General features: G+C 38.6%; 17 protein-coding genes and 1 riboswitch. Of the genes, 10 read left to right on the top strand and 7 right to left on the bottom strand.

The features are described from left to right. A partial coding sequence (locus IQ215_RS10560; protein ID WP_193801277.1) for a pentapeptide repeat-containing protein occupies positions 1-743 on the bottom strand: 743 nt, incomplete at its 3' end. Positions 744-1,030: 287 nt separating this feature from the next. Between IQ215_RS10560 and IQ215_RS10565 the strand changes: the two genes are divergently transcribed. The 3 genes from IQ215_RS10565 to metE all read left to right on the top strand — a co-directional run bounded on the left by IQ215_RS10565 (position 1,031) and on the right by metE (position 8,470). Continuing rightward, positions 1,031-2,272: an RNA-guided endonuclease InsQ/TnpB family protein gene (locus tag IQ215_RS10565; RefSeq protein ID WP_193801278.1), complete on the top strand. Its 1,242-nt coding sequence runs from the start codon at positions 1,031-1,033 to the stop codon at positions 2,270-2,272. 222 nt (positions 2,273-2,494) lie between these two features. After that, positions 2,495-5,086, top strand: coding sequence for a bifunctional acetaldehyde-CoA/alcohol dehydrogenase (gene adhE, locus IQ215_RS10570; RefSeq protein ID WP_193801279.1), 2,592 nt, complete (start codon positions 2,495-2,497; stop codon positions 5,084-5,086). A 408-nt stretch (positions 5,087-5,494) separates the two neighbouring features. Further along, positions 5,495-5,641, top strand: a riboswitch (cobalamin riboswitch). 585 nt (positions 5,642-6,226) lie between these two features. After that, the gene (gene metE, locus IQ215_RS10575; protein WP_193801280.1) at positions 6,227-8,470 is read left to right on the top strand and encodes a 5-methyltetrahydropteroyltriglutamate--homocysteine S-methyltransferase; all 2,244 of its coding nucleotides are present in this window, start codon (positions 6,227-6,229) and stop codon (positions 8,468-8,470) included. A 221-nt stretch (positions 8,471-8,691) separates the two neighbouring features. Here the strand turns inward: metE and IQ215_RS10580 are convergent, their stop codons facing one another. Together IQ215_RS10580 and holA are read right to left on the bottom strand one after the other, a co-directional pair. Next, on the bottom strand, positions 8,692-9,873 hold the full coding sequence (locus IQ215_RS10580) for an aldo/keto reductase (protein WP_193801281.1): 1,182 nt from the start codon (positions 9,871-9,873) through the stop codon (positions 8,692-8,694). 72 nt (positions 9,874-9,945) lie between these two features. Continuing rightward, a complete protein-coding gene (holA, locus tag IQ215_RS10585) occupies positions 9,946-10,920 on the bottom strand; it encodes a DNA polymerase III subunit delta (RefSeq protein WP_193801282.1) in 975 nt (324 codons plus the stop codon). Between the two features lie 156 nt (positions 10,921-11,076). Here holA and proB point away from each other — a divergent pair, with 156 nt between their 5' ends. Then, a complete protein-coding gene (gene proB, locus IQ215_RS10590) occupies positions 11,077-12,186 on the top strand; it encodes a glutamate 5-kinase (protein WP_193801283.1) in 1,110 nt (369 codons plus the stop codon). A gap of 48 nt (positions 12,187-12,234) precedes the next feature. After that, positions 12,235-13,512, top strand: coding sequence for a lipid-A-disaccharide synthase-related protein (locus IQ215_RS10595; protein WP_193801284.1), 1,278 nt, complete (start codon positions 12,235-12,237; stop codon positions 13,510-13,512). 51 nt (positions 13,513-13,563) lie between these two features. Here the strand turns inward: IQ215_RS10595 and IQ215_RS10600 are convergent, their stop codons facing one another. The 3 genes from IQ215_RS10600 to IQ215_RS10610 form a co-directional block, all read right to left on the bottom strand. Further along, entirely contained in the window at positions 13,564-13,974 is a 411-nt protein-coding gene (locus IQ215_RS10600; protein WP_193801285.1) for a ferredoxin, read from the bottom strand. 100 nt (positions 13,975-14,074) lie between these two features. After that, complete coding sequence (locus IQ215_RS10605) at positions 14,075-14,458, bottom strand: DUF1257 domain-containing protein (RefSeq protein WP_193801286.1); 384 nt, start codon at positions 14,456-14,458, stop codon at positions 14,075-14,077. 57 nt (positions 14,459-14,515) lie between these two features. Then, positions 14,516-14,719, bottom strand: a complete 204-nt coding sequence (locus IQ215_RS10610; RefSeq protein ID WP_193801287.1) for a DUF2997 domain-containing protein — start codon at positions 14,717-14,719, stop codon at positions 14,516-14,518. 174 nt (positions 14,720-14,893) lie between these two features. Here IQ215_RS10610 and IQ215_RS10615 point away from each other — a divergent pair, with 174 nt between their 5' ends. The 5 genes from IQ215_RS10615 to IQ215_RS10635 all read left to right on the top strand — a co-directional run bounded on the left by IQ215_RS10615 (position 14,894) and on the right by IQ215_RS10635 (position 19,306). Further along, a complete protein-coding gene (locus IQ215_RS10615; RefSeq protein WP_193801288.1) occupies positions 14,894-16,114 on the top strand; it encodes a GAF domain-containing sensor histidine kinase in 1,221 nt (406 codons plus the stop codon). A 97-nt stretch (positions 16,115-16,211) separates the two neighbouring features. Continuing rightward, a complete protein-coding gene (locus IQ215_RS10620) occupies positions 16,212-16,874 on the top strand; it encodes a TIGR00266 family protein (protein ID WP_193801289.1) in 663 nt (220 codons plus the stop codon). A gap of 12 nt (positions 16,875-16,886) precedes the next feature. Beyond that, on the top strand, positions 16,887-17,564 hold the full coding sequence (locus IQ215_RS10625; protein ID WP_193801290.1) for a TIGR00266 family protein: 678 nt from the start codon (positions 16,887-16,889) through the stop codon (positions 17,562-17,564). Between the two features lie 77 nt (positions 17,565-17,641). Then, the gene (locus IQ215_RS10630) at positions 17,642-18,346 is read left to right on the top strand and encodes a TIGR00266 family protein (protein ID WP_193801291.1); all 705 of its coding nucleotides are present in this window, start codon (positions 17,642-17,644) and stop codon (positions 18,344-18,346) included. 144 nt (positions 18,347-18,490) lie between these two features. Beyond that, positions 18,491-19,306: a M48 family metallopeptidase gene (locus tag IQ215_RS10635; protein WP_193801292.1), complete on the top strand. Its 816-nt coding sequence runs from the start codon at positions 18,491-18,493 to the stop codon at positions 19,304-19,306. A 43-nt stretch (positions 19,307-19,349) separates the two neighbouring features. Here IQ215_RS10635 and IQ215_RS10640 read toward each other — a convergent pair whose 3' ends face one another. Further along, complete coding sequence (locus tag IQ215_RS10640; protein ID WP_241735307.1) at positions 19,350-25,121, bottom strand: Hpt domain-containing protein; 5,772 nt, start codon at positions 25,119-25,121, stop codon at positions 19,350-19,352. Positions 25,122-25,339: the final 218 nt, after the last annotated feature.

Here is a 25,339-nt window from a genome sequence, read left to right on the forward strand (position 1 = left end):
CTCAAAATAGCATGAACAAACATAATTTGCCCCTTACCCCCCGTCTTTTTTCTTAGAGGTGATAAAGTAAACCTTTTTCCGCCCAAACCGTGTAATACTGCCCCTGCGAAATTAGCCCCCCTCAAATTTGCCTTAGATAAATTCGCCTGATGGAGAAATAAACCCTCCAAAATACAATTACTTAAATTAGCCTTTCTTAAATCCGCACGGCTGAAATTAGCTTCACTCAAATTCGCCCCCGTCAAATTAGACTCCGATAAATCTGCCCTAGTAAAATCCGCCTCCATTAAGTTTAAACCGCTCAAATCCGCTTCACTCAAATTAGCCCCCGTTAAATTCACCCCCGTAAGGGTAGCCCCTGTGAGGTTAGCCCCTGTGAGGTTAGCCCCTGTGAGGTTAGCATTAGATAAAAAAGTATTAGATAAATTGGCATAGCTTAAATCCCCATAGCTTAAATTGGCGCTGTTAAAATTGCTCCAACTTAAGTCACTGTAACTAAAATCCGTATGTTGTAAGTTCGCGCCGATAAAACGAGAGCTAATAATCCTTGCGTTTACCAAGTCGGCATGGCTGAGATTACCACCACTTAAATCTGTTGAGCTTAAATTACTCCAACTCAAATCACTATGATTTAATTCAATTTGAGTTAAATTTACCTGAATTATTTCACTAGCCGAAAGACTCAGACGGCTAAATTCTCTTTGCCCTTGGGAATATAACCTTAGTAATTCATCAACATTCATTATCAAAAGTAGTTTTACAAAAAAAATCGTAAGTGCGATCGGCAATTAGAAGCAAAATTAATTTAATATCAAATTCTTATCTTAGCTTAATTGGCGAGAAGCCCCACAGCTTGTTTTCGACAAAAAAATAATTAAACAGTTGTGGGACGGGGCTTACAAGGTTTGGATGTAAAATCCAAACACAGCCCCTCATGAATCGCCCAATAAAAAAACATCCCATAGGATTCGACATTTCCCTAAATTATGTGTTAACTTTTTTTGTATTGAATCTCGTTTGCTCTAAAGTAATGTTAAAAGTCGTTAAAGTCAGAATTTATCCAGATTCATCTCAAAAACTAGCACTAACAAAAGCCTTTGGTACTTGTAGATGGCTATGGAATCATTTTTTGAATTTAATGAATGAAACTTATAAGCAAACTGGGAAAGGGTTATCAGGGTATGATATTAAAAAATTAATTCCTGAGCTAAAAAAACAAGAGGAAACTTCTTGGTTGTCTGAAACTTATTCTCAATGTTTACAGCAAGTTTGTTTAAATCTAGGAGTAGCTTTTAATAATTTCTTTGAGAAAAGAGCAAAGTATCCTAATTTTAAGAGTAAACATGGAAAGCAATCCTTACAATACCCTAGCAATGTCAGTATTAAAGGCGACTGTCTAAATGTTCCTAAAATTGGTTTGGTTTATGCAAAAATTCACCGCCCTATTGATGGAAAAATTAAAACTGTAACTATTACTAAGAATTGTTGTAATCAATACTACGCCTCTATATTGATTGATGATGGTAAAGATAAACCAGAAGTAAGCTCGGAAGGTAAAGCTATAGGAATTGATTTGGGATTAAATCCTAACATTGCTATTACCAGTGATGGGAGTAAGTTTGATAACCCAAAAATACTAAAAAAACATGAGGTTAATTTAAAGAGAAAACAGCAACAATTATCCCGTAAACAAAAAGGGTCAAATAATCGAAATAAAGCAAGATTAAAAGTTGCTAAAGTACATAAAAAAATTACTAATTGCCGTGAGGATTTTCTACACAAACTATCTCGTAGGATAGTAAACGAAAACCAAGTTATAGTGCTAGAAAATTTAAACGTAAAAGGTATGATGCAGAATCATTGCCTAGCTAAATCAATACAACAGGTAGGTTGGGGAATGTTTTGCACGATGCTTAAATATAAAGCAGAGCAGGAAGGAAAAGTTTACATTGAAGTAGATAGATTTTTCCCAAGTTCTAAAACTTGTCATGTGTGTCTTAATAGAGTAGATAGTTTGCCTTTGGACATAAGACACTGGGAATGTCCAAAGTGTAAAGCAAGGCATGATAGGGATATAAATGCGGCAATTAACATCCGAGATGAAGGACTACGAATATTAAAGACGGGGCTTATAAAGCCCCTCACCTCTGGAACGGGGGATAAAGCCTGTCGCCAAACTGTAAGACGAAGTAAGGGAGGACGTAAGAAATCCACTACTACGCTGGTTTCTGGGCAGGAAGCCAACACTTTACCGTCAGGTCAGTGTAGGTAGTTCACCCCATAAACCATTGACCATAGAAGATGATTTTGTCTCCTAACTAACACCATAGAAAATCGATTGTAAAGGAAAGTTTATATTTATGACCAACCACCAAAATCAGATCTAAGATCAAAATAGAGACAAGTATAAAACACTTATTTAAAAATCTCTAATCAATTTTATTTAGGTGCTACTTGATAACTCTTTTTTAGTAACTTTATCAAGGAGTAAATCATGACCGATAACCAAAACCAATTAGCACAATTAGAAGAATTAATTGCCAAAGTAAAAAAAGCTCAAAAAATTTACGCTACCTTTAGCCAAGAACAAGTAGATCGTATTTTTAAAAGAGCCGCCCTCGCTGCCAATGATGCCCGTATTCCCCTTGCTAAAATAGCTTGTGAAGAAACAGCGATGGGTATAGTCGAAGATAAAGTAATCAAAAATCACTTCGCTTCAGAAATTATTTACAATAAATATCGTGATGAAAAAACCTGTGGAGTTATTGAAAAAGATGATTTTTATGGCATCGAAAAAGTAGCCGAACCCATAGGATTAATTGCAGGAATTATTCCCACCACAAACCCCACTTCCACCGCAGTTTTTAAAACTCTTTTAGCCCTCAAAACTCGCAATGGAATTATTTTATCTCCCCATCCTCGGGCAAAAAAATGTACCATAGAAGCCACTCAGATTATCTTACAAGCTGCGATCGCAGCGGGCGCCCCTCCTGATATTATCGGTTGCATCGAAGAGCCTACCCTACAAGTATCCCAAGCATTGATGCAACACCCCGAAATCAAATTAATCCTTGCCACAGGGGGACCAGGGATGGTGAAGGCCGCTTATTCTTCAGGACATCCTTCCCTGGGGGTGGGTGCTGGAAATACCCCCGCTTTTGTGGCGGGTAGTGCGGATATAAAAATGGCTGTTTCTTCGATTATGCTCAGTAAAACCTTTGATAATGGCATGATTTGTGCCTCTGAGCAGTCGGTTATCGTGGAAAATGATATTTATGACGAGTTTAAGAAAGAATTTGAGTTTAGGGGAGCTTATTTTACTACCCCAGAGGAGACAGAAAACTTACGGCAAGTTATCCTCAAAGATGGTCGTCTTAATGCCGATATTGTGGGGCAGTCGGTGATTAGGATTGCTGAGTTGGCAAATATTGTTATTCCCCCAGAAACGAAGGTATTAATTGCGGAGGTGGAGGACATTGGTATTAATGAGCCTTTATCCTATGAAAAATTATCCCCCATCCTTGCCATGTATCGAGCCAGAGATTTGGAAGATGGCACGGCGAAAGCGTCTCGGTTAGTGGAATTTGGCGGTAGGGGACATACTTCGGTAATTTATATCGCCCAAGATGACCATGACCATATAGAATATTTTGAGGCACGGATGGAAACCAGTCGGGTATTGGTGAATACCCCTGCGTCCATGGGTGCGATCGGCGATTTGTATAATTTCCGTCTCGATCCTTCCCTTACCCTTGGTTGTGGTAGTTGGGGGGGTAACTCCATCAGTGGTAATGTGGGGGTATCTCACCTGCTGAATGTGAAAACCATTACCGAGCGTAGAGAAAATATGCTTTGGTTTAGAGTACCGCCGAAGGTATATTTTAAGTATGGTTGTTTGCCCGTGGCGTTGGGAGATTTGGCAGGAAAACACCGAGCTTTTATTGTAACCGATCGCCCCTTATACGATCTGGGTATTACTAATAAAATCGAGAGCGTATTGGAACAGTTGGGCATCAAATTTGATATATTCTATGACGTAGAACCAGATCCGAGTTTAAGCACCGTAAACCGTGGTTTGGAGCGCATGAACAGCTTTAACCCCGATGTAATTATTGCTGTGGGGGGTGGTTCGCCCATGGATGCCGCCAAAATCATGTGGTTGTTGTACGAACATCCTGACATCGAATTTGAGGGCATTGCCACCCGTTTTATGGACATTCGCAAACGGGTATATGATCTACCTCCTTTGGGGGAAAAAGCCATCATGGTAGCCATTCCCACCACCTCTGGCACGGGTTCGGAAGTAACTCCCTTTGCCGTGGTAACGGACGATCGCACCGGGGTAAAATATCCTTTGGCAGACTATGCCCTAACCCCTAATATCGCCATCGTTGACCCCGAATTGGTGTTGCATATGCCCAAAGGTTTAACAGCTTTTGGGGGGATAGATGCCCTCACCCACGCCCTAGAAGCCTATGTTTCCGCCTACTCTACCGAGTTTACCAGTGGTTTGGCGCTAAAGGCGATCGGTTTGATCTTTGAATATCTCCCTCGCTCCTACCGTGAAGGGGCAAAAGACGTTAAGGCAAGGGAAAAAGTCCACTATGCCGCCACCATTGCAGGGATGGCCTTCGCTAACGGCTTCCTTGGTATCTGCCATTCTTTGGCTCACAAATTGGGTTCTCGCTTCCATATTGCCCATGGTTTGGCTAATGCCCTCATGATTTCCCATGTAATTCGTTACAATGCCACCGATGCCCCTTTTAAACAGGCTATTTTTTCCCAGTACAAATATCCTAACGCCAAATACCGTTATGCCCAAATCGCCGACTATCTCCATTTAGGGGGTGAAACGGAGGAAGAAAAAGTTGACTTACTCATTGAGGCGGTGGAAAATCTCAAACGGGCGGTTAATATTCCTGCCACCATTAAAGAAGTTTACTCTGGCACTGAAGAGGAATTTTTAGGGGCGATCGTCACTTTAGCAGAAGAAGCCTTTGATGATCAATGTACAGGCAGTAATCCTCGTTATCCTTTAATAAAAGATATGAAGGATTTATATATCATTGCCTATCACGGTAGTTAGTTTTTTTTCCCCAGGGTAAAAGTAGGGTGATGGGGAGTAGGGTTGATAATAATTTATACTAAATCCATAGATCAAAATATACCTTAGTTCAATTTATTGAACGATAAACTATTAGCCTTGTAATTTATTGCAAGGCGAGTAACGATATATTTTTAAATCGGATTTGGTATCAAACCTGACAGCTTGGGAATACGATAAATTTTATCCCGAACTAAATTATCTTAGGTCAATTTATTGAACTAACTATCGTTAGCTGTGTAATTGATTACACGGTGGGGCAACTGCCAAAATACAATCTATTTATGATGAATTATCCGAACTTGACATAATAAATTACAAGGCGAATAATGATATATTTTCTAAATCGGATTTGGTATCAATTTAATTGCAAAAAAAGAATTAAATATGCTATTATTTTAGTTATTCGGTTTTAATAATTTAAAAAAATTATTGAACGTGAGGGGGAAAGATTGGTGCAAATCCAACGCTGTCCCGCAACTGTAATTGGTAAAATTTACCATAAGTCAGAATGCCCACCGATGATTAACCATGTTATTAAATTTATCTGCGAGGCACAGATGATGGTATTACAACAACGTAGAATATCTTTGTTCCATAACCATAACCTTTGGTTAGACTATCAGTAGTAAACTGAAAAAATATTACAAATAAGATCACTCTTAACCCTGAGAATATGACCCTCAGTACTTTTTAGGATATAAGAGCCTTCATACTAATCATTACTAATCTTAATTAGACATTTACAATTTTTGCTCCTATACTCTTGGGAAAAAAGAGATAGAGTTATTTTTTTATAGTCATCCTTCGGCTTTTTGTCTCTTCGTAACCATTGATAGACAAAGCATATCGCTACCCCAAACCCCGATAATGGATACTATGAATTAATTTAACTCAGGGCAAAATTATCGTCACACCCCATTTTTAAGATAGTTAATGGATTGCCTATTTACCTATAGCCATAGGGATATAAAGTTAGTGGGAAAATTATTGATGTTTTTTCCTACTTATAAATATGTCCGATATTGGCGTAGTTTTGTGATGCAAAAAATTAGATAAACTGTATATTTTTGTGCGGTTAAATTCACCCATTCATTATCTTAATAAATAATCTCAATATCCATGACAAATAAATCAAATTCATTGACTACATTAACTCTCGGATACCCTCGCATTGGCGAAAAAAGAGAAGTAAAAAAAGCCTTAGAATCCTATTGGGCAAAGAAAATTAGTTCTGATGAACTATATACCACCATTGAAGACATTGAAAAATCGAATTGGCAAAAACAAATAGATGCGGGGATTGATTTAATTGCCGTGGGGGATATGAGTTTATATGATCATATCTTAGACTGGACTGTTTATTTGGGTTTAATTCCTTCTCGTTTTAAGTCTTTTACTGGTTTACAACAATATTTTGCCATGGCCCGGGGCGCTGATGGTATTCCGGCCTTAGAAATGACAAAATGGTTTGACACTAACTATCATTACCTTGTCCCTGAAATTGAGGCAGATTGTCAACCCTGTAATAATTTTCAAGGGTTTTTAAATCAAGTAAAACGAGGGCAAAATATTTTAGTAAAAAGTGCTAACCCTATTATTATTAGCCCTGTAACCCTCGTTGCCCTTAGTAGATATGAGGGTAGTTTGAGAGAAAATGTAGAGAAATTATTGCCTTTATATCAATCTTTATTGGAGGAGTTAAAGGGTTATGGCATCACAGAAATACAAATTCATGAGCCTATTTTAGTTACCGATGAAACCGCAGAGGTAAAAGAAGCGACTATCAAAACCTATGAAATTTTTAACCAAGTGGGTTTAGCCATTAATTTAGTGACTTATTTTGAGGATTTGGGTAATAACTATGGTTGGGTAATTAATTTACCCGTTGAAGCCATCAGTCTCGATTTCACGAGGGGTAATAATTTAGATTTACTGCAAAAGTATGGATTTCCCAGCGATAAACGTTTGGGGGTAGGTATTGTTGATGCGCGTAATGTGTGGCAGGTTAATTATGCACAGGTGCAGGATGTTTTAGAAACGGTTAAAACTGTTACTACTAATATCAGTATTCAACCTTCGGCTTCCTTGCAGTTTGTGCCTTTGGATGTGGAAAGGGAGGTTAATTTACCAGCGCACCTTAGAAATATCCTTAGTTTTGCCCAACAAAAATTAATTGAGCTAAAAATGCTTTCAACGGAAGGAAATGGGCAATTTTGGCAAGAAAAGAATGACAAATGGCAATCATTTAAGGCTTTAGCCCCCCATCGCCCTGGGGTGCAAGAAAAGGTTAAGGGTTTAACGGTGGAAGATTTCCAGCGCACTTTATCCTATGAAGAAAGAATTAAGCAACAAATAAAGTTACCAATTTTCCCCACCACCACCATCGGCTCGTTTCCTCAAACCAAGAAGCTGAGAAGGTTACGACTAAATTATAAAAAAGGAGAATTAAGTTTACAAGAATATCAAGAAGCCATTGACAAGGAAATCGCTGAATGTATTAAATTACAAGAAGATATTGGCTTAGATGTGTTAGTTCATGGGGAATTTGAGCGCACCGACATGGTAGAATTCTTTGGACAACGGTTGTCTGGTTTTGCTTTCACCGACTCGGGTTGGGTACAAAGTTACGGTAGTCGTTATGTGCGCCCCCCCATTATTTTTGGGGATGTGGAAAGAAACGAACCCATGACCATCAGGGAGTTTAAAATCGCTCAAGCCCTTACGGATAAACCTGTTAAGGGGATGTTAACTGGCCCTGTTACCATGTTAAATTGGTCATTTCCCCGCGCTGATATTTCCCGTAAACATCAAGCCTTCCAAATTGCTTTGGCACTTCAAGCAGAGGTGGCTGATTTACAAGAGGCTGGGGCGTTAATCATTCAAATGGATGAACCTGCCTTCAGGGAAGGATTACCCCTAAAAACCGCTCTCTGGGCTGATTATCTCACATGGGCAGTGGATGCTTTTCGGTTAGCCAGTGCGATCGCCCTTCCTGTAACACAGATACATACTCATATGTGCTATTCTGAATTTGGAGATATTATCAAAGACATCGAAAAAATGGATGCTGACGTTATCTCTATCGAAAATAGCCGTAGCAATAATCGCACCCTCGAGGAAGTAACCACCGCAGGATATAACCACCAAATCGGCAATGGAGTATATGATATTCATAGCCCCGTAGTGCCTTCGATTCAACAAATGGTAAAACAATTAGAAGAAGGAATTAAAAATCTACCCTTACAACAAATTTGGGTAAATCCCGATTGTGGCTTAAAAACCCGTCATTGGAATGAAGTTATTCCCGCCCTAACCAATATGGTAGAAGCCACTAAAATTATTCGTCAACAAGCCGAAAAATAAAAGAGTTATGGGGAGTATGGGGGATAATAGTTTAATTTTAGTTCAATTTATTGAACGAACTACCATTAGCCGTGTAATTTATTACACGGTGGGGCAACTGCTGAAATACAATCTATCTATAAGGAATTTTCCGAACTTGATATAATTCATTACACGGTGGGGCAACTGCGAGGATACTTGATATTATGAGGCCATGGGGGTATAAACTTTACCCCTTCACCTTAACTTTGAGATAGACGTTTAACCTCTTGCCCCCCCAACAAAGACTCCGCTTCCGCCAGAAGACGGGGAATTTGCTCACCATAGGGGCTTTTTTGTAAACAAGAAGTTAAATCCAAGCCCTGTAACTTATCAGCCTTTTGCCCGGGAAACCAATGCCCCCCATTACCCAAAAGGTTATAACGCATTTTGCCATATTCCACCATGTCATAAGCAAGGGCGAGATTACGTAACCATAAAATGGTAGATATATTAATATTTCCGGGGGTTTCCTTATAACTAGGCAAACCTCGGCGCCATGTCTTTAACCATTTTTCCCCTAAAACTTTCTTAGCCTCATTTTCCAATCTTTCAATGATAGGAGGTAATAAAACATTAGCCTTTTCTAATAATGGTAAAGTGTTGAGATGCTCATCAAAATCCTCTGGTTTTGCCGCCCCTAAACTAAGGGTATGCACTGGGGCATGGGATAAACAAAATAAATTATTAAATACCATGGGGCTAAGGGGTTGACATAATTCCCTTAACTTTGGAGAAGGTTGATATAATAAACCACCCTTATTAGAAGGGCTGATAATAAATACCCCCATATCTAGTTTATTAGCTTCTGCAATGGCTGCCCAATTTTCTTGATTAATCCAATACCAGTGTAAATTTACATAGTCAAACTGGTTGGTTTTAATGGTATCTATGATTAAATGGGTGTCGCCATGGGTAGAAAATCCAACATATTTGACTTTTCCTTCTGCCTGTAGTTTACGCACCTCATCAAGACAACCCCCTTTTTTTATGGTCATTTCCAGTAATTCGGGGGTATTAATACCATGGATGCCCAATAAATCCACATAGTCTAGTTGTAGATATGCTAAGGATTTATCAAAAGTTTCCCTAAATTTACGACTATCACTTTGGGGAGATACCTTGGTTTGAATGATTAAATCTTCTCTGGGAAATTGGGGTAAAATACGCCCTAACTGCATTTCTGATGTGCCATAACCCCTTGCGGTTTCGATGTGATTAATACCAAGCTCAATACTACGTTTGATAACGGCTTCTAAGTTATCTTGATTGTCTTGGGGTATATCTTTTTGGGGTACATCTTGCCATTTATATTGGTAGCGCATTCCTCCACAGGAAAATACGGGCATTTGTAATTCTGTTCTACCAAATCTACGATACAGCATAGAGAAAAGCTAAGTTAATGGTTAATTTTCTTAACATAACTTTACCATATTTGTTTGGGGGGCTGGTTTTGCTTATAAATTGGTTAATTGAATGATGGCTTTTTGTAGGGCATTGAGGGGGATTTCTCCTCTTTTTAAACTTAATTCTAGGTTGAGGAGAATGGGTAAGGTTGATTGTAGTTTCTGGGCGCTGATGTGACTGACTTCTTTTTTGAGGAAATAGATTCTTTTGGGATTGCCAACATCGGCTTGGGTAGCGATTTTTTTTTCGTCTTTTTCCCCTGATTCGATGATGGTTTTTACCATAGCCCAAGTGCGAAATTGTCCTACTAGGGTAGCAACTATTCGGAGGGCTGGTTCATTTAAATTAATTAATTCTTGGGCCAGTTGCAGGGCTTTCCCTGTGTCTTGTTTTAGAATTGCTTGGGCTAGTTGGAGGCTGTTTTGGTTACTGACGTTAACTAGGGCGTTAACGGTTTCTTGGGAGATGGGTTGGGGGTTGTCTCCTTGGTAGAGGGCGAGTTTGTCTAATTCTTGCCATAGTAAGCGACTGTCGTTACCGACACAGGTGGCAAGGGTTTGGATGGCGGGGGGAGTTAGTTTAATATTTTTTTCTTGGGCTGTTTCTTCTACTCTTTTGATTAAAATATCGGTTTGCCAGATGGGGATAAGGGAAAATTCTTTGATTTGGGTATATTGATTGATTAATTTGGTGCTTTTGATTCGGGCATCGGGTTTTTTTCGACTGGTGAATAGAAGATGACTGGTTTCTGGGATTTGTTGTAGGGTGTTTTTGAGGATTGATAGTAATTCTTCGCTACAGGTTTGACATATGGTTGTATTATTTAACCATACAAGGCGATCGCCATTACCGAAGGGAGGAGTCATAACTTCCATCAAGGCTTGTTTGATGTTATCTTCTTTATCACCGTTAATTTTTTCATAGTTAAACTGTACCCAATTTGAGTCTATTTTATCTTCTTTTATAAGGGCGATCGCCCGATTCATGGCAAAATCATCTTCACCCCAATAATAATAAATTGGCATGGCTAAAATTGACAGATAAGGTAAATCAAAACTTTATCATTAAACGAATGATTTTCCATAACAATGATAAATCGGACAATAACATAGTCGATAATTCGTGTAGGATTATGGTGTAGTTACTAATGCCTAACTTTAGCATCCAACTTCGGTTATTTAATGAGTCAAACCATCGTTATTAAAATTGGTACTTCTAGTTTAACAATTCCGGAAACGGGAAGCCTTGCCCTATCCACCATTGCTACCCTCGTCGAAACCCTCACCAATCTAAGACAAAAGGGTTATAACATCATTTTAGTTTCCTCAGGCGCAGTGGGGGTTGGTTGCGGTAGATTAGGCATCTCTAAACGCCCCCAAAATTTAAATCAAAAACAAGCTATTGCAGCGGTGGGGCAAGGGCGCTTAATCCGTATCTATGATGATTTATTTAATAATTTAGGGCAGCCCATCGCCCAAATTTTGCTTACCCGTCATGATTTTAAGGAAAGAAGTAGTTACGTCAATGCTAGTAACACTTTTCGGGCTTTATTGGATTTGGGAGTAATCCCCGTGGTAAATGAAAATGATACCGTGGCAACCGATGAGTTAAAATTCGGTGATAATGATACCCTCTCGGCTTTAGTGGCTAGTTTAGTGGATGCTGATTGGTTGTTTTTATTGACCGATGTTGATAAACTATATTCTGCTGACCCTCGTTTAGTGCCTTCTGCTACTCCCATTGATTTGGTGGCAAGGCATGAGTTATCTAATTTAGATATTGATGTGGGTGATAGTGGCACCAATTGGGGCACAGGGGGCATGGTTACTAAAATTACCGCCGCTCGTATCGCTACAGGGGCAGGGGTGACAACGGTTATCACCAATGGTAAGAATCCTACTAATATCCTTGATATTTTAGCAGGAAGGGCGATCGGTACTCGTTTTGAACCTCAACCACGTCCAGAAAATGCCCGTAAGCGTTGGATTATTAATGGTTTAGTTTCTAAGGGCAAAATATATCTTGACAATGGGGCAACTAAGGCTATTTGTGAGCAAGGAAAATCCCTTTTATCCGCAGGAATTTTAGCCATTGAGGGTGATTTTAATAGTGCTGATGCAGTGGATTTATATGCCCCTGATAATTTGCCTGTGGCACGGGGTATCGTTAATTATAGTAGTAATGAATTACAGCTAATTAAGGGTAAAAAGTCTCAAAAAATTTATGAAATACTTGGTTATGAGGGAGCACAGACAGTTATCCATCGAGATAATTTAGTCGTTATTGATTAAGATTTTTTGCGGATTGATGTTGATAAAAGTTGGTGTTAAATACTGTTTATGAAAAAGGTATTATTTATTAGTAATGGTCATGGGGAAGATTTAAATGGCAGTTTAATCGCTGAGGCTTTAAAAAAAATTGATCCTAATTTAATTATTGATACTTTTCCTATTGTGGGGCAGGGTAAAAGTTATCTTAATAAGGGTTTTAATGTGGTTGCACCTATTTTAACTATGCCCTCTGGGGGAATGTTTTATCTCAATCCTCGTAATTTTGTCAAAGATTTATGGGCGGGTTTATTGGGATTAACTTTTAAACAAATTTTAACTTTATTTAAACTCAGAAAAAACTATGATATTTTTGTGGCAATTGGGGATATAGTACCTTTATTATTCTGTTTTTTAATTAGAAAAAAGTTTTTTATTTTTTTAGTTGCTTATTCTAGTTATTATGAAGGTAAATTGGGCTTACCTTTATTTAGTCGTTTTTTCTTAAATTCTTCTTTATGTTTAGGGGTTTTTACGAAGGATAATTTCACGGCTCAAGATTTACAAAAACAGGGTATTAAGAGGGTTAGTTGTTATGGTTATCCGATTATGGATGCGTTAAAAATTAACTCGAATAAGATGGGTTTTAATGTTCAAAGTCAAACTTTAAATGACGACTCAAACCCTTCTATGATAGCTCTTTTACCAGGTAGTAGAGTACCTGAAGCGGTGAATAATTTACAATTACAAATTCAAGTTTGTGAAAGGTTAGTGCATCTTTCTTCAAAGCCATGGCGGTTTTGTGGGGCTTTGGTGACGGATATTATTTATAGTGATGTGGCGAAAATTGCCAAAGATTTGGGTTGGAATTTTTATTTTTCTAATGATTTTAAAAAAAGTAAAAAAAATAATTATATTTCCTTAAAAGAAAAGCCAGAAAAATTAATTTTAACTAAAAATATTAATGAGCAAAATGTTACTATTGAGTTATTTTATAATAGTTTTGCCGAGATTTTAATTAGCAGTGATTTGATTTTAGGAATGGCTGGAACTGCCATAGAACAAGGAGTTGGTTTAGGTAAACCCGTAGTACAAATTATTGGTGGAGGCCCTCAATTTACTTATCGTTTTGCCGAGGCTCAAATGCGTTATTTAGGGCTTAATATTCGTACGGTAACTGAGTTTCGGGATTTAGATTTGATGTTTAGTCAGGGGGCAAGGGAGATTATGGAAATTATGGAAGATAGTCAGTATTTAGCTGATTGTCGGGAGAATGGATTGGAAAGAATTGGTTCTGCGGGGGCTTCAAGGGCGATCGCCCATAGTATAATCTCAACCATTAGGGATTAAATTAATACCAAATTTGTTCCATAGCCCATTTAATCACCGAGCGCACCTTAACTATTTCCTTTTCTTGTCCTTTTTAGGATAAAAAACCTGAGGATAACCAAGGGGGCGTACCTCCTGATACTTTCTTTCCTCCTCCTTCTGCCGCACTTGGGTATAATCTAACCAATGAATACAATCCACAGGGCAAGTGTCCATAGCCTCTTGAATAATATCCTCCTCATCTCCATTTTGGTTATACACCCTAGAGCGCCCAAAATTATCCTCAATATAAAAAGTATTAGGGGCAACATGAACGCAATTTTTACAACCAATACAAGTCACCTCATCCACATAAACCCCCCTTTGACGAACACTCCCCCCCAACTCAGGTTCAAAACCAGTCCTTTCAGGGTTATCACGCCAAACCCCTCCCAATTCAGGCTCAAAGCCACTGGTTTCGGGAATATTTTGTTCATCAAACATAACAAACCTCATCAAAAATAACAGCAACCCATCACCAAAACCCCACCCAATCAAAAACAGTGGGTAACAATAATCATTACCCACCCACAAAACGAAAAAACTAACTCCAACGCTGTACCACTAAACGGATAGAGCCATCCTCATTCTTTTGTTGCTCAGTCACAGCAAACCCCTGTTGGCTAGACTCCGTCAAAACAGTATGTAAAGCATAATTCTGAGTTACACGCTGTAAAAACCCATCAACAGTCCAAGGCTGTTGCCAGTATTGTAAATCAGCCACTAACTCATAATGTTGACCATTCCAGCTAAAACCAATATCATAATTGTTTTCCTGTGCAATGACCAAATCAGCCTTACTGGTTTGCCCCTGATAACCACGAACCTCAGAAGGGCCCTCCTTCCAATCAATTTTGAGGTCATTTAAGGCAGATTTGAGAGAAGTTAGATTGCGAATTTGCGTCTTGATGCTACTAAAATGTGACATAAATTTATCTTGATAGAGTAAACAAAAATTGGAAAAATGAGATTTATATATAAAAGTTTACCAATTCTGATTCTGAATTTGATTTTCAGATTCGATTTTTTGTTGGTAATAATCCGATGTTTTTTGGCTAGAAATGACAACGCCCAACTGTTCTTCGATCGCCCTAGTCACCTCCTCACAAGACTTCCCCACAATACCAGTAACCCTTTCTTTTACCCTACCATCAGGATAAATAATAAATTCTAAAGTTTCCATTGCCATGGATATTTACCCTCACTATATAAAAAAATTCTCAGAAATTGTACAAAAATTACAATTACCCTCCATTAACATGATAGACAAATTGAAGATTATTGCATTATGCAAAATAAATAAAAATCTGGGGAAAAATAAAATTAAAATAAAAAAAGAATATCATTGAACAATGATTGCACCATGAAAATCGCCCCAAAACCCGACAACGAACAAGAGCGTATCAATGCCCTTCTTGCCTACGATATTTTAGACACCGAATTCGAGCAAGTTTATGACGAACTCACCGAATTAGCCTCCTCCATCTGTCAAACCCCCATCGCCCTTATTAGCCTCATCGATGAAAATAGACAGTGGTTTAAATCGAGGGTAGGATTAGAAGCCAGGGAAACTAATCGCGATATTGCTTTCTGTAGCCATGCCATTTTAAAACAAGAAGAAGTTTTAATCGTTGAAGATGCTACCAAAGATGAACGTTTCGCCGATAACCCCTTAGTCTTAAAAAATCCCTCCATTCGTTTCTATGCAGGAGCGCCCCTTATCACCCCCAATGGTTTCGCCCTAGGTACATTATGCGCCATCGACACCAAACCCAAAACCTTAACCGCCGCCCAAGAAAAAGCCCTCAAAATCTTAGCAAAACAAGTCATTAGCCAATTAGAACTTCGGCTATCATTTAAAAAACTACAAACTTACTCCACAGAATTAAGACAAATTAACGCAGGAAAAGACCGTTTTTTCTCCATCATTGCCCATGACTTAAAATCCCCCTTTAATGCCATGCTTGGGTTTGCCGAAATTCTCCATAAAGACGTTGATAATTTAGACGACGAACAAATAAAAGAAATCAGCTCAGACATATATAGTACAGGTAAATCTACCCTAAAACTATTAGATAACCTTTTACAATGGTCTATGCTAGAAACAGGCAATTTATCTTGGCGCCCTAAAAGACTTAATCTTCGTGAAGTAGTAGAAGAAGTTTTAGAGTTACTTTCTGGCACAGCCTTTCACAAAAAAATTATTTTAGTCAATGAAGTTAGCCCCGATATTAATATTTACGGCGATTTAATTATGCTCGAGTCAGTGATTCAAAATTTAGTGAATAACGCTATCAAATTTAGCCACATGGGGGAAAAAATTACTATTACCTGTGAGTTAGAAAATAATAACCTAGTTAGGGTGATAGTAGCTGATTCAGGGGTTGGTATGACTCAAGAGCAAATGAATCGTTTATTTGAAATAGAATATACCGCCACTAAATTAGGTACGGAAGGGGAAAAAGGTACAGGGTTAGGATTACTGTTATGTAAAGAATTTGTCCATCGCAACGGTGGCTCTTTTAGGGTTGAATCAGACTTACATCAAGGTTCTCGCTTTAGTTTTACCATTCCTCGAATTTAACCTTTTTTGTATTATACGAAGTTTTGTAATGTAATATATATCCTATCTGGAAAATAAATTAAGTTTATTACTAAAGCTAGAAAAGAGTGATAATTTTGTGGAATGTAGTATTCGTTATCGCCCCGCCTTTGCCACTATTTTTGTAACCCTACAACCTAGGGAAAAAATTACCGCCGAGGCAGGAGCAATGGTTAGTATGGATGGGGGAATAACTATTAAAACCGAGTTTTCTGGTGGTTTTTTCCCTGCCCTGATGCGTAGGTTTTTTGGTGGAGAATCTTTGTTTGTGAATGTTTTCCAGAATAACACCAATGTCCCTCAAACCCTAGTGTTAAGTCAGGCTATGATTGGCGACATTGAACATAAAAAACTAAGTTCAAAACCTTTTTGTTTGCAACCTGGGGCTTATATTGCCCATACTCCTGGGGCTAAAATGGGAGTGCGTTGGGCTGGTTTTTCTAGTTGGTTTGCGGGGGAAGGGTTGTTTAAACTGCAATTTACGGGTAAAGGGCAGGTTTTATTTGGCTCTTATGGTGGTTTGACTCAAAAGGAAGTTAGTGGCGATTTTGTGGTGGATAATAGCCATTTGGTTGCCTATGAGGGTGATTTGAAAATGAATATTGGTTTATCGGGAAATCTACTCTCCTCCATGACTTCGGGGGAAGGTTTTGTTAATCGGATTACGGGAAGGGGTACTATTTATCTTCAATCTCGTAGTATTTCTGGTTTGGTTGGTTTTTTACGTCCTAAAGTTCGTTAATTTGAGATTTTTATGAATATTGAAACTTTACAACAGCCCGACAGTGCGATCGCCAAGATAACCCTCGATGCTCAAGAGGAGTTACTAGCCGAGGCGGGAAGCATGATTGCCATGAGCGATTTTATCAATGTTAGTACCACCCTCAGGCAAGGAAAGGGAGGAGGTATTTTAGGGGGTTTAAAAAGAATGATGGCAGGGGAATCATTATTTCTTAGTGTTTTTCGATGCTATCAACCCAATGGAGAAATTTATCTTGCCCCCCATCTGATGGGAGATATATTGGTTTATGAAATGATGGGCAATGAATTGGTAGTGCAATCAGGCTCTTATTTGGCTTGTGCTTCGGGGGTAGATATTGAATTGGGTTTTCAGGGTTTTAAATCATTGTTTTCGGGAGAATCTGTTTTTTGGTTACAAGTAAGCGGTAGCGGCCCAATTATTCTTACTTCTTTTGGTGGTATCTATGAAATAGATGTGGATGGGGAATATGTGGTTGATACGGGAAATATTGTGGCTTTTGAAAAAACTTTAGATTTCCGCATTACTAAAGCTAGTTCTAGTTTAATAGGTTCTTTTTTGGGGGGTGAGGGTTTAGTTTGTCGTTTTAGTGGGCGAGGAAAACTATTTTGTCAAACCCATAGTCCAAAGAGTTTTGGTACTACCATTGGCCCTAAATTACCTCCTAGATAAGTAATAAATATTAATTAAAAAATGTTTTTTTGACATTTAATAGTAATAGTGAAAAAGATAAAAAATGTGATAAAAATATGTTAAATAAATCAGAAATTAATTATCGAATTGAAAATAACCCGGCCTATGCTTTTTTAATTTTAACTCTACAGGCTAATCAGATGGTGATGGTGGAGTCAGGAGCGATGGCGGCCATGGATTCTGGTATTAAGATGAAATCGAAAATGAAAGGGGGTTTAGGTAAAAGTATTGGCAGGATGTTAGGGGGAGAATCCTTGTTTTTAAGTGGATTTACCGCTGAAAATAAGTCGGGGGAACTATATTTATCCCCGGGTGTGCCAGGGGATATTGCCCATTATTTATTAACGGGAAATAATAGTTTAATGATTCAGTCATCGGGTTTTGTTGCCTGTGGTGCGGGGGTGGAAATAGATACTAAATTTCAGGGTTTTAAAGGTTTTTTTAGTGGTGAGTCTTTATTTTTGATCAAGGCTACGGGGCAAGGAGATATTTGGTTTAGTTCCTATGGTGCTATTTTGGAGGTGGATGTTAGGGGCAGTTATGTGGTGGATACGGGATATATTGTCGCCTTTGAGGATACCCTAGATTACAATGTGGAGATGATGGGGGGTTTATCGTTTAAGGGTTTGCGTACGGGTATATTAGGAGGAGAAGGGTTGGTATGTCGTTTTAGTGGTAATGGAAAGTTATGGATACAGTCTCGTAATCTTTTTCCTTTGATGAATTTTCTCAATCCTTTTCGCCCTGTTAAAAGCGATTAATTAATATTTTGGCATTGCTGATTTTGAGTATGATTTCTGGTTGAGGCAGGGAACAGGGAACGGTTATAATATTTAGAAGTCTTATTTTTTAGTGTAATTCAACTATATTTCATGCCATAACCCATGCAATGATCATATTTTATTATGCCTTATTCTTCTCCTATACGCGATCGCAACTCAGACACTAATAATAGACAAGTGATTATTGTTTTGATTATATTTTTGACTGTTATTAGTTTAATTATATATGGTCTATTTGCGGTCATTAATAATGTTGTTAATTTTATTCCTATTTCGGTAGAACAGAGAATCGGTTCATTAGTTGTCCCTAGTTTTGAGCGAAAAAATTTAGCTAATATTACTAATCAACAATTAAATCAATTATTAGATAATTTAGAGAATAAATTACCTGAAAATAGTTTAGTAAAAAGGGATTATGAAATTATTTATGTTCCTGAAAATGTTGTAAATGCGATCGCCCTTCCGGGTAACAAAATAGTCATTTATGAAGGTTTACTAAAGGAAGTAGAATCGGAAAATGAATTAATGATGATATTAGGTCATGAAATAGGACATTTTGCTAATCGAGATCACCTCAGGAGTATTGGTCATTTAATCTTAATTAGGATAGTAATTAATTACTTTTTAGGAGGTTCGGAAATATTACAATCGGGAGCAGATTTAAGCAACTTAATTGTCAATGCCCGATATAGTCAAAATCAAGAACAAAAAGCCGATTTATTTGGAATTAATCTCTTAAATAAATACTATGACCATGTAAACGGGGCAACGGATTTTTTTCAAAGATTAAATGAAGAAGCAAAAAATAATCTTAATATTGCATTTTTATCAAGCCATCCTCTACCCGAAAAAAGAGTTAGAAGACTAGAAAAACTAATTAAAGAAAATAATTATTCTATCAAAGATAAGACGGCTCTTAACATTACCATTGAAAGATAGTATGGAGTATCGATAATTAGTTTTTAGCCCTAAATCTTGATTATCAATTAACTAAAGCATTTTGTCCCACTAAATTTTGAATGGCCTGTAAAAACTTTTGTTCAATATAAGGCTTAGTAAAATAAGCATCAGCCCCTAAATGGGTAGCCAATTTTTGGTGTTTTTCATTACTACGAGAAGTAAGCATAGCCACAGGAATTTTGGTTAACTCAGGAAAACGGCGACGTTGCCCCAAAAATTCAAAACCATTCATATTAGGCATTTCAATATCACAGATTACTAAACTAATATTAGAGGTTTGTTGCAATTGATCAAGGGCTTCCTTACCATCTTTGGCTTGTAATACCCTATAACCCGCTTTCTCAAGGGATAAAGCCAGGGTACGTCTCATAGCGGCGCTATCATCTACCACTAACACAGAAGTAACCCTAAACACTCCCGAAGAAGGCTTACGCGCTGATTCTCCATAATTTGACAGGGGAGTATTTAAACTACTACCAGGCTGGGTAGCTTGGAAATAATTTTCTAAAAGAATCGCACTGTTAATCACAGGAATTAATGTACCATCCCCCAAAATTGTACAACCGTAGGTGTAACTAGGGGCGCTCAAGGCACTACCAAAGGGTTTAATTACTAATTCTTGCTCACTAACTAAGTTATCCACTTGGATGGCAAATAATTCTTGCCCTTGACGGATTAATAGTAATGGTTTGCCCCAATCCTTGGGGGTGGGTAAAACTTCTAGGGCTTGGGTGGTGCTACTGACATCAGGCATATGACAACGGTAGTTGAGTAAGTCATTTAAGCCGTAGATGGGAATGATACGGTTTTCAAAATGAAGGAAGCGTTTATTGCCAGAGGTTTTAATTTGTTGGGATTCTGGGACTACAATTTCTTCGATGTTGTCCGATGGTAGGGCATAAAATTGCGACTCGGCGGATAAAACTAATAATTTGTCAATGGTAAGGGTTAAGGGTAGTTTTAGGGTGAAGGTTGTTCCCTCATTGGGGTTTGAATCCACCGAAATTGTACCTTTTAAGGATCTAAGTTGCGATCGCACTATATCCAAACCTACTCCACGGCCAGATATTTCGGTAACCGATGCTGCGGTAGAAAAACCAGGTTGAAAAATAAGATCGAGTAAATTTTCTTTAGAAGCAACGGCCAATTGTTCAGGGGTTAAAATACCACGTTCTACAGCCTTCTTACCAATCTTATCAAGATTTAAACCACCACCATCATCTTTGACTTCAATAATAGTCTGATTACCCTGATGATAGGCTTTAACCTCAATTATCCCTGTTTCGGATTTACCCTTTTGACGACGAATAGAAGGGGTTTCAATGCCGTGGTCAAAACCATTACGGATCAAATGTACCAAAGGATCATATAATTTTTCTAAAGCGGCCTTATCCACTAAAACATTTGTACCGCTCAACTTAAGATTAACCTTTTTGCTATACTTTACCGACAAATCCCGCAACACACGGGGGAAACGGTTTAACACCTCCCCTAAGGGTAACATTCTCGCCCACATCAACTCATCTCGCATCCGATTGAGCATTTGTCGTTGATTTTCCATGGTTTGCCCCGACTGGGCCGCATAAAGGGCAATATCATCCACCGATTCTTCTAACTGAATCATCTGTTCAATTAACCCTTGTACCACATAATAAAGGTTATCATAACGATCCATTTCCAGAGAATCGAAAGCGGCCATTAAATCCACGTTGCCATCTTCCGAGACACTGAGGGGAAAAGAAGAATTACCCTGAGAAACGTTAAATTTTTCGGGGGAGGTTAGCATCTTATCAGACAATTCCCGTAGGGCGTTAGCGGTGGATTGGAAACGATTAAAACGTTCTAAAAGATCCTTAACGGAGGTTTGTAGTTTATCATTTTGTAGGGACAAACCATTACGGTTAATGGATAATTCACCAATCAGATTATTCATCCTTTCTAAACGCTCTAAATCTACCCTTACGGTGAGATTACTTTTTGGTTTAGGGGCGGGGGGAGTCGTCTGGGGGGTTACAGGTTTTTTCTTGAGATTAGGTTGAGAATTTTTCCCACGGGCAAACAAATTTATATCAGCTTCTTCTTTTAACCCGGGTAACTTATCAAAAACATTTTTTAAAGACTCTATTTGTTCGTCAATATTACCTTGGGGGCTTGTGGTTTGAATATTTTCTTCTTCCTGCTGACTAACAGGGATAGACGATTCGGGGGTAATGGTTTGTTTGGAGTTTTGCTCCACATCACCGATTAACTCCTCAATACTAGGAATCGGACTGTTATCATCATCCCTTTGGGAGTTATCATTTTCAATGGTACTAAAGGTAATTTTGTCCCCAAAAACATCCTCTAAACTGGGTGATTCTTCTTCCTTGTCATCTTCGGGAGGGACTTCTATGTTACTTAAATCGGGGGTGATAAAGACTTCTTCTAGGGATGGTAAGGTGGTGTTTTTATCTTCTTCTAAGGCCATTTGGGAGGCTTTGGAGAGAAGGTTGATTTCTTCGGGGCTAATTTCATTGGTGAAGATTTCTTCGAGGGAGGCAATGTCTAATTCTTCGTTATCTTCTGGGGGGGTTAAGGAGTCGATAACGGCGAATTCGTCTTCTTGATTACCAAATACTTCATCGAGGGAAGGGGAGTTGGTATGGGTTTCTTTATCTTCGAGGCTAAAGTTAACTGATTCTTCATTATCCCTCACAACATCGTTAAATACTGGTTCGATATTGTCTGTTTCGTTTTCTTCTTCTTCAAGGTAGAAAATTTCTTCTTGGTGGTCAGTGTCTTTTCCTGCTTCTGGGCTATCTGTGGGGCTGTGATTGGCTAGTTCTATTAATTTTTGACTTGGAGAACCTCCTGTGGTGCGATCGCCCCCTAACACTAAATCACGAGCGTTATCAGCATCTTCGATCACCGTTTCAATGATGGCAACCACCTGATGGGGGTTATTTTCTAGGGCGGTTAAACCCCATTGGGCAATGGAGGCAAAACCGCTCAGGTTAAGCATTTCCCCAAACCCTGAAAACACTTCGAGGGTGGCCCGTAACTCCCCTGCCAGGGGTTGAGAAGTGGGGGTAGATAACACTGCCCTTAATCGCTCTAATTCTTGGGCCACATCTATTTCAAACATTGATTGTACTATATCCACCCCTAAATCTTCCGAGGAGGGGATAAAGTCATCGGGGCGATGGAGGGCATCTCCTAATCTATTTTCTAGGGCTTTCCATACCTCTTGGGCTTTATTTAGGGCCAGGGCGGGTTGATAAGCTCCCGTTTCCATTTGCTCGATGAGGGCTTCTTGGAGACAGTCAAAACCGTTGAGAAGGAGGGTTTCTAATTCATCATCAATGACAATGGCTTCATCGTAAAACACTTTAATAATGTCTTCTAGGCGATGGGAAATTGTTTTGATGGCTTCTAAACCAACACTAGCGGCACCTCCTTTTATGGAGTGGGCGGCGCGCATAATGCTATGGATTTTAGCCGTGGTGCGCTCTGCTTTTAAACTCAATAAGCCTTCTTCCATCATAGCGAGTAATTCGGGGGCTTCTTCGATAAAGAATCCATAACTAGGATCGTTGATGTCGATGGGGGCTTCTTGATATTCTTCAATGGGGGTATTGTCTTCTTGGGGTTGAATACCTGCAAGGGTTAATAATTCTTGGTTTGGGCTTCCCCCTGTTTCCCTATCTCCTGCCATGACTAATTGATGGGCTTGTTTTATGTTATCTAAAAAGATAGGGGCGATCGCCCTTAATTCTTCTGGTTTTTGTTGTAAAACATCCCCTGTAATCTGACAAATTTCCACAAACCCGGGTAAATTTAACATTTCCCCAAATCCTGTAAATACCTCTGTCTGCATGGTGAGGGTTTCTCTGAGAGTATCATCATCCCTTTGGATGGCACTTTCTACCTCACTAATACCCTGGGCCACATCTACTTCAAAAATAGAGGTAGCAATATCAATGCCTAAATCACTAGAAGAAGGTAAAAATTCTTCTGCCTTGGCTAACTCCTCTCCATATTTTTCCTCAAATTCGGCCCACATTTCATTGGCTAAATCAAGGTTAAATTTTTCGTCAAATTCTTGGTTTTCTAATCGGGCAACCAAAGGTTGTCGCAACAGTTGGTATATATCCCGCATATAGGCGGTTAATTCTTCGTCAAGGTTAATATTTTCATTAAAGAGGGCTTTAAAACTTTTTTCTACCCGTAGGGCAATGTTACCAATATCTTCTAATCCTGCACTTCTTGCACCCCCTTTGAGGGAGTGGGCTGCCCTTGCTATTTCATTGATTTCGTTGATATTATCAGGTTCTTGGACTACTTTTTCAAATCCTGTGTCAATTAGCCCGATTAATTCTGGCACTTCTTCGATAAAAAATTGATAGGATTGTTGTTGTAATTCCTTTTGCTGTGCTAATTCTTGATCATTTTCTTCGGCATATTGGGCAAAGGCATCTTCGAGGCTATCAAATTCTTCGGGGTTATTTTCTTGATAGGATTGGTTATCTTCTGGCTCAATGGTATCTAAATTTTCGACTAATTGACTAAAATCAAGATTGTCTTGATTAAAGTTATCAAAATCGAAGGTTTCTTCGGCTAAATTACTAAAATCAATGGTTTCGTCGGAGGCTTGATTGTCTTCTTCCACTAAGGATGCAAAATCGAGGGCTTCTTCTTGGCTAATGGTTTCTTCGGCTAAATTGCTAAAATCAATGGTTTCGTCGGAGGTTTGATTGTCTTCTTCCACTAAGGATGCAAAATCGAGGGCTTCTTCTTCTTGGCTAATGGTTTCTTCTGCTAAATTGCTAAAATCAATGGTTTCGTCGGGGGTTTGATTGTCTTCTTCCACTAGGGATGCAAAATCGAGGGCTTCTTCTTCTTGGTTGATGGTTTCTTCTGCTAAATCGCTAAAATCAATGGTTTCTGCCTCCTCATCTTCTAAATCATCATCGAGGGGTAAACCGTGGTTAATGTCATCTTTTTGACTTTCAGCGGGGGATTGCTCTAAACTATCTTGTGGATCGTCCATATCTAACTGTCCTGATAATTTTCTTAACTCCATGGAAGGATTACCCCCGTAAGTGCGATCGCCCTGTAATACTTCTTCTTGCGCACGGATTACATCTTCAATGAGTAAATGGGTAATTTTTCTGATATGATTAGGGTTATGGGCGATCGCCATGGAAGTAGCCTCAGCAATTTGACGAAACCCAGACAGCTGAAACATTTCACCAAAACCAAGGAAAACCTCAGCTTGTAATAATACCTCCTCCGTCAGATTTTCTTCAGGAAGACTATCAACTATTTCCTGTAAATGTTTAATGGCATCTCCCACATCCGATTCAAACATAGAAGCCACCATATCTGAGGAGGATGGTAAATAATCATTGGAACTAATATCGCCCAATTTTTCGGCCAATTGTTGCCATACCTCATTCCCTTGGGCTTCGGCTTGGTTAGAATCGAAACTTCCTTTTTCTATCTGTTGCCTCAAAGGCTGTGCTAAACAATGGTAACCCTTTAAAAAAAGTGCTTCTAAATCTTGGTCAATGGTTAAATTTTCGTGATATAAACCCTTGGTATAGTGTCCTAGTTTTTGGGCAATATTACTAATTACTTGTAAACCTACCCCCGCAGCCCCCTTTTCCAGAGAATGAATGGCTTGAATTACCTGATTTACTTGAGCTTTATTTTGATGGGTTTGTTCAAGATTTGTAAAACCTTGTTCTATCTCTGGCAATAATTGAGGAACTTCATCAATAAAAAATTGATATGCTTGGTTAGGTAGATTCATGATTGTTACTGATTTTGCACAACGGACGTGGAGATATATTCGTTTTTAGCCCTATTGTTTAGTTTAACAATGATCTTCCTTATTTGAACATTTTGTTAATCAAGAAAATTTTAACGGTTAAGGTGCGCTGTTAGGAGTTAACATTTATTCATTGCTGACGCCTAATAACTAACACCTTTGAATATCAATTATGCTTATGTTAATCTGATGACTCGAGT

The sequence above is a fragment of the Cyanobacterium stanieri LEGE 03274 genome, from assembly GCF_015207825.1.
Lineage (GTDB): Bacteria > Cyanobacteriota > Cyanobacteriia > Cyanobacteriales > Cyanobacteriaceae > Cyanobacterium > Cyanobacterium stanieri_B.